Raw genomic sequence first — 8,916 nt, 5'->3', positions numbered from 1 at the left:
GCCAAACCCAGCCCGTCCGGCGTTCGAAAACCAGGTCCGGGCGCAGCCAAACCCAGCCCGTCCGGCGTTCGAAAACCAGGTCCGGGCGCAGCCAAACCCAGCCCGTCCGGCGTTTGAGGACCGGGGTCCGGGGCGGAGCCCCGGGGAACGGGCGAACCGGGGGTCCCCCCGGACGGAGTCTGGGGGAGGGTAGGGGACAAGCCCCGCGCAACGGCAAGGGACGCGGGCAGGGTGACGTGCAGCGGGTGACGCACGGGGCGGCGACCTCTCGGGTGCGGGGGCGGGGACGGAATCGGGCGCGGGTTCAGAATCCGAAGCACTCGGCGTGGATCCGCACCGCCGGCACCCCGGCCCGCACCAGCGCGGACTGGGTGGCGTCCGCCATTCCGGGCGGCCCGCACAGGTACACGTCGTGCTCCGCCAGCTCCGGGACCAGCGCGGCCAGCGCCTGCGGAGCCAGCGGGTCGAAGGCGGCGCCCGACGGCCCGAGCAGGTAGTGCAGAGCGGCCTGCCGTTCGGCGGCGATGGCCTCCAGCTCGGAGCGCAGGACGAGGTGCTCCTCGGCGCCCGCCCGGTAGAGCAGGGTGATGTCCCCCGGCCCGCCGGGCAGGGTCTCGAACAGCGCCCGCATCGGGGTGATCCCGACCCCGCCGGCGATCAGCAGCACCTTGGTCCGGGTCCGGCGGGCCGCGGTGAGCGCCCCGAAGGGCCCGGTGGCGAGGACCCGGGTGCCGGGACGCAGCCGGCGGATCCGGCGGGAGTGGCCGCCCAGAGCCTTCACGGTGATGCGCAGGGTGTCCCCGCGGACCGGCGCCGACAGCGAGAACGGCAGTGCGGTGTGCCACAGCCTGCGCTGCAGGAACCGCCAGCGCAGGAACTGCCCCGGCTCCGCGCGCAGCTCCGCGAGGTGCTCCCCGTAGACGATGACGGAGACCACCCCGGGCCCCTCCGTGCGCACCTCGGAGACGCGCAGCGCGTGCCGCAGGGCCTGGCGTACGGGGACCACGGCGCGGTACCAGAGCAGCAGGACGGCGACCACGGCGTGGGCGAGGGCCCAGAACCAGGCGACCGGGGCCAGGTCGGGTCCGGCGAGCTGGTGCCCGAAGGCGAGGGCGGCGGCGAGGTACACCAGGAGGTGGACCCCCCGCCAGGTTTCGTGCGAGACCCGGCGGCGTACGGAGCGGGCGGAGGTGATGCCGACGGCGACCAGGAGGACGGTCCCGATCGCCGCGGCGGCCAGCGCCGGGTAGCCGAGCAGCTCCCGGACGGCGGAGAGCACGTCGACCCCCTCGTGCACGGCGTAGCCGCAGAGCGCGAAGGCCGTGTGCCCGAAACAGAGCAGCAGGACGTGGCGGCCGCCCAGCGCGTGCCAGCGGGCGAGCCGGGCCGCGCCCACCCCGTGCTCGACGGCGGGGACCCGGGCCATGAGGAACAGCAGGACGAGCACCCCGTACCCGGCGAGCAGGCCGGACAGGTGCGCGGCGGTGGCGAACAGCGCGTCGAGCCGGGCCGAGGGCCGCACCTGGGCGGCCCACAGCAGGGCGACGGTCCCCGCCCCGCCGAGCATCCCGCCCTTGACCCGAACCGCCATGTCTCGCTCTCGCATACGGCCACGCTACGGGCGGTGCGGCGGGCTCCCCGGCCCTCCGGTGATCCTTAAGGCGGCCTTGAGGAACGCCTCACGGACGCTTAACCCGCACGCTGAGGTCGGCGTTCCGTCGGGGAAACAACGGCGATGCCGTGGGGAAACAGCGGCCGCGCACTCTCGTGTCATGACCTCGGAACAGCAACGCGTGGTGGTGATCGGCGGCGGCCTCGCGGGCCTGCGGCTCGCCGCCCGGCTGGGCGGGGACGTACGCGTCCTCGGTGAGGAGGCGCACGCCCCCTACAACCGGGTCCTCCTCGCGGAGGTCCTGGCCGGCCGGTACGCGCCGGAGGTGACGGCCCTCCCGGCCCCCGGCCCGGCGCTGCGCCGGGCCGTGCGGGCGGTCCGGATCGACCGGGCGGAGCAGGTGGTGCACTGCGACGACGGCACGGTCGAGCGGTACGGCACCCTCGTCCTGGCCACCGGGTCGAACCCGGTCCTCCCTCCCCTCCGCGGCCTGTTCGAACCCGAAGGGCGCGAGCTCCCCGCCGGGGTCCACGCCTTCCGCACCATGGACGACTGCCTGGCCCTGTCGGAGGCCGTACGTCCCGGCGTGCGCGCGGTGGTGATCGGCGGCGGCCTCCTCGGCGTCTCGGCGGCCCGCGCCCTGGCCGAGCGGGGCGCGCAGGTGGTCCTGGCGCAGCAGGGCGAACGCCTGATGGAACGCCAACTGGACGCGGAAGCCTCGGCCCTCCTCCACACCCACCTGACCACCCTGGGCGTCGAGATCCACACGGAATGCCGAGTCCGCGGCCTGACGACGACAGCAGCTCCGCTGCCGGGGCTCCGCCCCGGACTCCGCGCCTCGAACGCCGGCGAGGCTGAAATTGCCCTGCGGGCAATCCAGCCCACCAGCGGGCACATCCAAACCGAGGTCAGCCGGAATCCAGCCCCTCCGGCATTTGAGGAGCGGGCCCGGGCAGAGCCCGGAACGCCCCGCAGGGCCGCCGCTCCCGAAGCCGCCGCCCGCACCCAGGTCCTGCCCCCGAGGACCAACCCCGGCCAGGGACCCCGCCGGGTAACAGGCGTAGACCTCGCCGTCGGCTACCGCCTCGACGCCGATCTCGTCGTCCTCGCGTGCGGCGTCCGCCCCCGCACGGGCCTCGCCCAGGCCGCCGGCCTGGACGTCCGCAAGGGCATCCTCGTCGACGACGAGCTCCGCACCAGCGACCCCCGCATCCACGCCATCGGCGACTGCGCCGAGCACGCGGGCCGGGTGTACGGCCTGGCCGGCCCCGCCCTCGAACAGGCCGACGCCCTCGCCGGCGTCCTCCTCGGTACCGGCGAGGGACTCAACCCGGACCCCGCCTACGCGGGCACCCGCGCCCTGACCCGCCTCACCCTCACCGCCGGCGGCGACCGGCCCCTCGACCTCGCCGCCTTCGGCGAGACCACCCCGCTCCCCGGCGACGACGTGGTCCGGCTCACGGACGCCACCCGCCGCACCTACCGCAAGGTCGTCGTCCGCGGCGACCGCCTCGTCGGCGGGGTCCTGCTCGGCGAACTCTCCAGCGTGGGCGCCCTCGCCCGCAGCTGGGAGGACGGCGAGGCCCTGACCGACCTGCACCACCTGCTCACCGACGACGGAGGCTCCTGATCATGGCCGCAGCCACGCCCACGCCCGCCCCGGGCACCGCCCAGGCCACCACCCAGGCCACCGCCACGGCCACCGCCACGGCCCCCGGGACCCGGAAGCCCGCCCTCGTGCTCATCGGCCACGGCATGGTCGGCCAGCGCTACCTGGAGGCGCTCGCCGAACTCGGCGCCACCGCCACGCACCGGATCACCGTGCTCTGCGAGGAGCCCCGCCCCGCTTACGACCGCGTGCACCTGACCTCGTACTTCTCCGGCAGCACCCCCGAGGACCTCTCCCTCACCCCCGCCTCCTTCATGGCGGAGCACGGGATCTCCCTGCACCTCGACGACCCCGCCGAGACCATCGACCGCGACGCCCGCACCGTCACCTCCCGCACGGGGCAGGTGTTCCCGTACGACGTGCTCGTGCTCGCGACCGGCAGCTACCCCTTCGTGCCGCCCGTGCCGGGCAAGGACGCCCCGGGCTGTTTCGTGTACCGCACCATCGAGGACCTCCTCGCGATCGAGGAGTACGCGAAGACGCGCACCACCGGCGCCGTCGTCGGCGGCGGGCTGCTCGGGCTGGAGGCCGCCGGCGCGCTCAAGGGCCTCGGACTCGCCACCCGCGTCGTGGAGTTCGCGCCCCGCCTGATGCCCGTCCAGGTCGACGAGGGCGGCGGCGCGGCCCTGCTCCGCACCATCGAGAACATGGGGCTCACCGTCCACACGGGCGTCGGCACCCAGGAGGTCCTCACCGGCGAGGACGGCGCGGTCAGCGGCATGAAGCTGTCCGACGGCTCCAGCGTCGCCACCGACCTGGTGGTCTTCTCCGCCGGCGTCCGCCCCCGCGACCAGCTCGCCCGCGAGAGCGGCCTGACCGTCGGCGAGCGCGGCGGCATCGCCGTCGACGCCCGCTGCCGCACCTCCGACCCGCACGTCTACGCCATCGGCGAGTGCGCGCTCGCCTCCGACGGCCGCGTCTACGGCCTGGTCGCCCCCGGCTACGAGATGGCGGAGACGGCCGCAGCCGATCTGCTGGGCCGGGAGAAGGAGTTCACCGGCGCCGACCTCTCCACCAAGCTCAAGCTCCTCGGCGTGGACGTGGCCTCCTTCGGCGACGCCCACGGCGCCACCGCCGGCAGTCTCGACGTCGTCTACTCCGACTCCCGCTCCGGCGTCTACAAGAAGGTGGTCGTCTCCGCCGAAGGCGTCCTCCTCGGCGGCGTCCTGGTCGGCGACGCCGACTCCTACGGCCTGCTGCGCCCGCTCACCGGCTCCGTACCGCCCGTCACCCCCGAGCAGCTGGTGCTGCCCGCCGGCGCCGGCGCACCCGTCGCGCTCGGCCCGGCCTCGCTCCCCGACGGCGCGGTGATCTGCTCCTGCCACAACGTCACCAAGAAGGCGATCACCGCCCACAGCACCGTCCCCGAGGTCAAGAAGTGCACCAAGGCGGGCACCGGGTGCGGAAGCTGCCTCAAGGTGATCGGCCAGCTGATGCCGCCCGCCGCCGACAAGGGGCTCTGCAGCTGCTTCCCCTTCACCCGCGCCGAGCTCTACGAGATCGTCCGCACCCTGCGCGTGACCTCGTACGGGCGGCTCCTGGACAGCCACGGCCGCGAGGAGGCGCGCGGCGGCGAAGGCTGCGAGGTCTGCAAGCCCACCGTCGGTTCGATCATCGCCTCGCTCGCCCCCACCCTCGGCGCGAGCGGCTACGTCCTGGACGGGGAGCAGGCCGCCCTCCAGGACACCAACGACCACTTCCTCGCCAACATGCAGCGCAACGGCTCGTATTCGGTCGTCCCGCGCATCCCCGGCGGCGAGATCACCCCCGACAAGCTCATCGTGATCGGCGAGGTGGCCCGGGACTTCGGCCTCTACACGAAGATCACCGGCGGGCAGCGCATCGACCTCTTCGGCGCCGCCCTCGACGACCTCCCCCGCATCTGGGCCCGGCTCGTCGAGGCCGGATTCGAGTCCGGGCACGCGTACGGCAAGGCGCTGCGGACAGTGAAGTCCTGCGTGGGCCAGACCTGGTGCCGCTACGGCGTCCAGGACTCGGTACGGATGGCCATCGACCTGGAGCTGCGCTACCGGGGCCTGCGCGCCCCGCACAAGCTCAAGTCGGCGGTCTCCGGCTGCGCCCGCGAGTGCGCGGAGGCGCAGAGCAAGGACTTCGGGATCATCGCGACGGCGAGCGGCTGGAACCTCTACGTCGGCGGCAACGGCGGGGCCACCCCGCGCCACGCCGACCTGCTCGCCCAGGACCTGTCCGACGCCGAACTGGTCCGGCTCATCGACCGGTTCCTGATGTTCTACATCCGCACCGCCGACCGGCTGGAGCGGACCTCCACCTGGCTGAACCGGCTGGAGGGCGGCCTGGAGCACCTGCGGGACGTGATCGTGCGCGATTCGCTCGGGCTGTGCGCGGAGCTGGAGTCGCTGATGGCCGACCACGTGGCGCACTACCGCGACGAATGGGCCGAGACCCTGGACGACCCGGAGCGGCTGCGCCGGTTCGTGTCCTTCGTCAACGCCCCCGGCGCACCCGACCCGAGCGTGAAGTTCGTCCCCGAACGCGGCCAGGTCAAGCCCGACCTGACCGTGCTGACCCTGGAGCCCCTGGGAGGCACCCGATGACCGTGGAACTGCAGGTGGCGGAGGGCTGGCTCACCGTGTGCGAGCTGTCGGCGCTGATCCCCGGGCGCGGGGTGGCGGCGCTGCTGCCCGACGGGAGCCAGGCCGCCGTGTTCGTCGACCGTGCGGGACGCCCGTACGCCATCGGCAACCGGGACCCCTTCACCGGGGCGCAGGTGCTCTCGCGCGGGCTGGTCGGCTCGGCCGCCGGACGGCTCTTCGTGGCCTCGCCGCTGCTCAAGCAGCGCTTCGACCTGGAGTCCGGGCTCTGCCTGGACGACGACGAGGTGGCGGTCCGGACGTACCCGGTACGGACCGCAGCGACCTCGGGCTGAGGGGCCTCGTACCGGCCAGCCCTGCTCAGCCCAGTCCAGCCCAGATCAGGACTGGATCATCGCCGGGTCCATCCACATGATCTCCCAGGTGTGGCCCTCGAGGTCGTCGAAGGCCCGGCCGTACATGACGCCGTGGTCCTGGGCGGGGCGGGGCTCGGTGGCGCCGGCCGCCAGGGCCCCGTCGACGAACTCGTCGACGGCGGTGCGGCTCTCCGCGCTCAGACACAGCAGCACCTCGGAGGTGGTGGTGGCGTCCGCGATGGCCTTGTGGGTGAAGTCCTTGTACCGCGCCTCGGTCAGGAACATGGCCACGATCGAGTCGGTGATGGGCATCGAGGCGCAGGTCTCGTCGGTGAACTGGGCGTTGAAGGTGTAACCGAGCTTGCCCCAGAAGGTCTTGGTGGCCTCCAGGTCCTTGACCGGCAGGTTGACGAAGATCATGGTGGAGGACATCGCGGTCTCTCTTCTCTCGGTGCGTCGGCGTCGCTTTCGAGAGGTAGACCAGGAGCTCCCGGGAAACTCATCGCTCCCCGCGAAACCTTTTCAAGCTTTCCCGACCCCGCAGGTCAGGCCATGGCCGAGCGCAGCCGCAGGGCCGCCAGCGGTACGAAGCCCAGCCCGTCGGCGCTCTCCAGGGAGGCGTCGGCGCCGGCCAGCCGCTTGTGCAGGGTCAGCGCGATCCGCTCGCCCTGGGCCTTGGCCCGCTCCGCGTTCGGCCCCCGGTGCAGTCCGTCGATCGTGGCCCGCCACAGCTGCACCCAGCGGCCGAAGTCCTCGGCGGTCATCTCGCGGGCCGACTGGAGGGCCGCGTGCGGGGCGAAGGCGTTGCGCCGGTAGTCGGCGCTGCGGAAGAGGGCCCGCTCCCAGAAGTCGGTGATCCGGGGCAGGTGCACGTCGAGGTCCGTGCCGGCGATCTCGGTGAAGAAGGGCCCGATCCGCGGGTCGACGAAGGCCGCCGTGTAGAAGCGGCGCAGCACGACGTCGAGGTCGGCGCGGCCGGTGATGTCGGCGTCGGCAGTGTCGGCGGTGTCGGCAGCGGTAGGGCTCATCACTCCACCATCCTCCCGCACCGGCCCCCTCCCCAGGGCAGAAAGTCCCGCATCACCCCGTCCCGCGCCACTTCGATACCCCTTCGACGCCTCTCCGCTTCCTTCCCGATTTCAGGAAATCCCTCCGGGAGGATTGACCTCGTGCCGGTCGCTCCCGCGTCATATGGAATTGACGTCACGTCAACTCGACGGTTCTAAGTTCCTCGACGCGTGCGTGACTCCGCGCCCGACCGGGCGCGGAGCCTCTCCTCCCACAGGAGTGACCGTGGAACGTCGTACCTTCCTTCGCGGGGCCGTCATCGGCTCCTCCGCCGCCGCCTTCGGCGGCACGCTGATGCACGGCGCGGCCTACGCGGCCCCCGCCCAGCCCGGCGCCGGACCCTACGGGGCGCTCGGCGCCGCCGACGCCAACGGCATCATGCTGCCCGCAGGCTTCAGCAGCCGGGTGATAGCGCGCTCCGGCCAGACCGTCAGCGGCACCTCGTACACCTGGCACAGCGCCCCCGACGGCGGCGCCTGTTTCGCCGACGGCACGGGCTGGATCTACGTGTCGAACTCGGAGATCAACCCCTCCGGCGGGGCGAGCGCGGTGAAGTTCAACTCCTCGGGCACCGTCACCGGCGCCTACCGGATCCTCTCCAACACCCGGCAGAACTGCGCGGGCGGCAAGACCCCGTGGAACACCTGGCTGTCCTGCGAGGAGGTCAGCCTCGGCTACGTCTACGAGGCCGACCCGTACGGGGTGAACGCGTCCGTCCGGCGCGCCGCGATGGGCCGCTTCAAGCACGAGGCGGCGGCCGCCGACCCCGTGCGCCAGGTGATCTACATGACGGAGGACGAGTCGAGCGGCTGCTTCTACCGCTTCATCCCCACCACCTGGGGCAACCTCTCCTCCGGCACCCTCCAGGTGCTCGTCGCCGGCACCGCCACCTCCGGCTCCTTCACCTGGCAGAACGTCCCGGACCCGGACGGCTCCCCGACGACCACCCGCACCCAGGTCTCGGGCTCGAAGAAGTTCAACGGCGGCGAGGGCTGCCACTACGCCAATGACACGGTCTGGTTCACCACCAAGGGCGACAACCGGGTCTGGCAGCTCAACCTCGCCAACAGCACCTACGAGCTGGCCTACGACGACTCCCTCGTCTCCGGCGGCGGCGCCCCCCTGACGGGCGTGGACAACGTCACGGGCTCCTCGTACGGCGACCTGTACGTCGCCGAGGACGGCGGCAACCTGGAGATCTGCGTGATCACCCCGGACGACGTGGTCGCCCCCTTCCTGCGGGTCACCGGCCAGTCCTCCTCGGAGATCTGCGGCCCGGCCTTCTCCCCCGCCGGAAACCGCCTCTACTTCAGCAGCCAGCGCGGCACGAGCGGCAGCTCTTCGGGCGGCATCACGTACGAGGTCACGGGCCCGTTCCGCGTCTGACCGAACCCCGCCCGGCCAACCCCGGCAACGGCCTCGCAGGTCACCACCGGCCGGGCCAAATCCAGCCCACCTGCGTCTGAGGCGCGGGGGTCCGGGGGCCGGCCCCCGGCAACCGCCTCGCAGGTCACCACCGGCCGAGGCCAAATCCAGCCCCGCCGGCGTTTGAGGCGCGGGGGTCCGGGGGCGGAGCCCCTGGCAACGGCGCCGCACCGCACCACCGGCCGCACCCCGGCGGGGTTTCGAACCCGCCGG

General features: G+C 73.1%; 7 protein-coding genes. 4 read left to right on the top strand and 3 right to left on the bottom strand.

Going from position 1 to position 8,916, the window contains the following annotated elements; genetic code table 11:
- Positions 1 to 304 precede the first annotated feature (304 nt).
- Positions 305 to 1,606 (bottom strand): ferredoxin reductase family protein, encoded by a 1,302-nt coding sequence (locus tag AC061S_RS34860; RefSeq protein WP_478689887.1) that lies wholly within the window; start codon positions 1,604 to 1,606, stop codon positions 305 to 307.
- A 166-nt stretch (positions 1,607 to 1,772) separates the two neighbouring features.
- Here AC061S_RS34860 and AC061S_RS34855 point away from each other — a divergent pair, with 166 nt between their 5' ends.
- From AC061S_RS34855 to nirD, 3 genes are all read left to right on the top strand, one after another.
- Positions 1,773 to 3,242, top strand: a complete 1,470-nt coding sequence (locus AC061S_RS34855) for an NAD(P)/FAD-dependent oxidoreductase (protein WP_478689886.1) — start codon at positions 1,773 to 1,775, stop codon at positions 3,240 to 3,242.
- A gap of 125 nt (positions 3,243 to 3,367) precedes the next feature.
- Positions 3,368 to 5,857, top strand: coding sequence for a nitrite reductase large subunit NirB (gene nirB / locus AC061S_RS34850; protein ID WP_478689890.1), 2,490 nt, complete (start codon positions 3,368 to 3,370; stop codon positions 5,855 to 5,857).
- The gene (gene nirD / locus AC061S_RS34845) at positions 5,854 to 6,189 is read left to right on the top strand and encodes a nitrite reductase small subunit NirD (RefSeq protein ID WP_478689885.1); all 336 of its coding nucleotides are present in this window, start codon (positions 5,854 to 5,856) and stop codon (positions 6,187 to 6,189) included. The genes nirB and nirD overlap by 4 nt, the downstream gene beginning before the upstream one ends.
- A gap of 45 nt (positions 6,190 to 6,234) precedes the next feature.
- Here the strand turns inward: nirD and AC061S_RS34840 are convergent, their stop codons facing one another.
- Positions 6,235 to 6,642: a VOC family protein gene (locus AC061S_RS34840; RefSeq protein ID WP_478689884.1), complete on the bottom strand. Its 408-nt coding sequence runs from the start codon at positions 6,640 to 6,642 to the stop codon at positions 6,235 to 6,237.
- 113 nt (positions 6,643 to 6,755) lie between these two features.
- On the bottom strand, positions 6,756 to 7,238 hold the full coding sequence (locus tag AC061S_RS34835; protein ID WP_478689883.1) for a group III truncated hemoglobin: 483 nt from the start codon (positions 7,236 to 7,238) through the stop codon (positions 6,756 to 6,758).
- 265 nt (positions 7,239 to 7,503) lie between these two features.
- Between AC061S_RS34835 and AC061S_RS34830 the strand changes: the two genes are divergently transcribed.
- Positions 7,504 to 8,664 (top strand): alkaline phosphatase PhoX, encoded by a 1,161-nt coding sequence (locus AC061S_RS34830; RefSeq protein WP_478689882.1) that lies wholly within the window; start codon positions 7,504 to 7,506, stop codon positions 8,662 to 8,664.
- Positions 8,665 to 8,916 lie beyond the last annotated feature (252 nt).

Source organism: Streptomyces sp. CA189 (assembly GCF_056428985.1).
This window is presented reverse-complemented; position numbering and strand designations above follow the sequence as displayed.

What these genes read in the sequence shown, in the direction of transcription:
- AC061S_RS34855 (WP_478689886.1), top strand. Translation starts at nt 1,773, where the DNA reads ATGACCTCGGAACAGCAACGCGTGGTGGTGATCGGCGGCGGCCTCGCG.
- AC061S_RS34860 (WP_478689887.1), bottom strand. Translation starts at nt 1,606, where the DNA reads ATGCGAGAGCGAGACATGGCGGTTCGGGTCAAGGGCGGGATGCTCGGC.
- nirD (WP_478689885.1), top strand. Translation starts at nt 5,854, where the DNA reads ATGACCGTGGAACTGCAGGTGGCGGAGGGCTGGCTCACCGTGTGCGAG.
- nirB (WP_478689890.1), top strand. Translation starts at nt 3,368, where the DNA reads ATGGTCGGCCAGCGCTACCTGGAGGCGCTCGCCGAACTCGGCGCCACC.
- AC061S_RS34840 (WP_478689884.1), bottom strand. Translation starts at nt 6,642, where the DNA reads ATGTCCTCCACCATGATCTTCGTCAACCTGCCGGTCAAGGACCTGGAG.
- AC061S_RS34835 (WP_478689883.1), bottom strand. Translation starts at nt 7,238, where the DNA reads ATGAGCCCTACCGCTGCCGACACCGCCGACACTGCCGACGCCGACATC.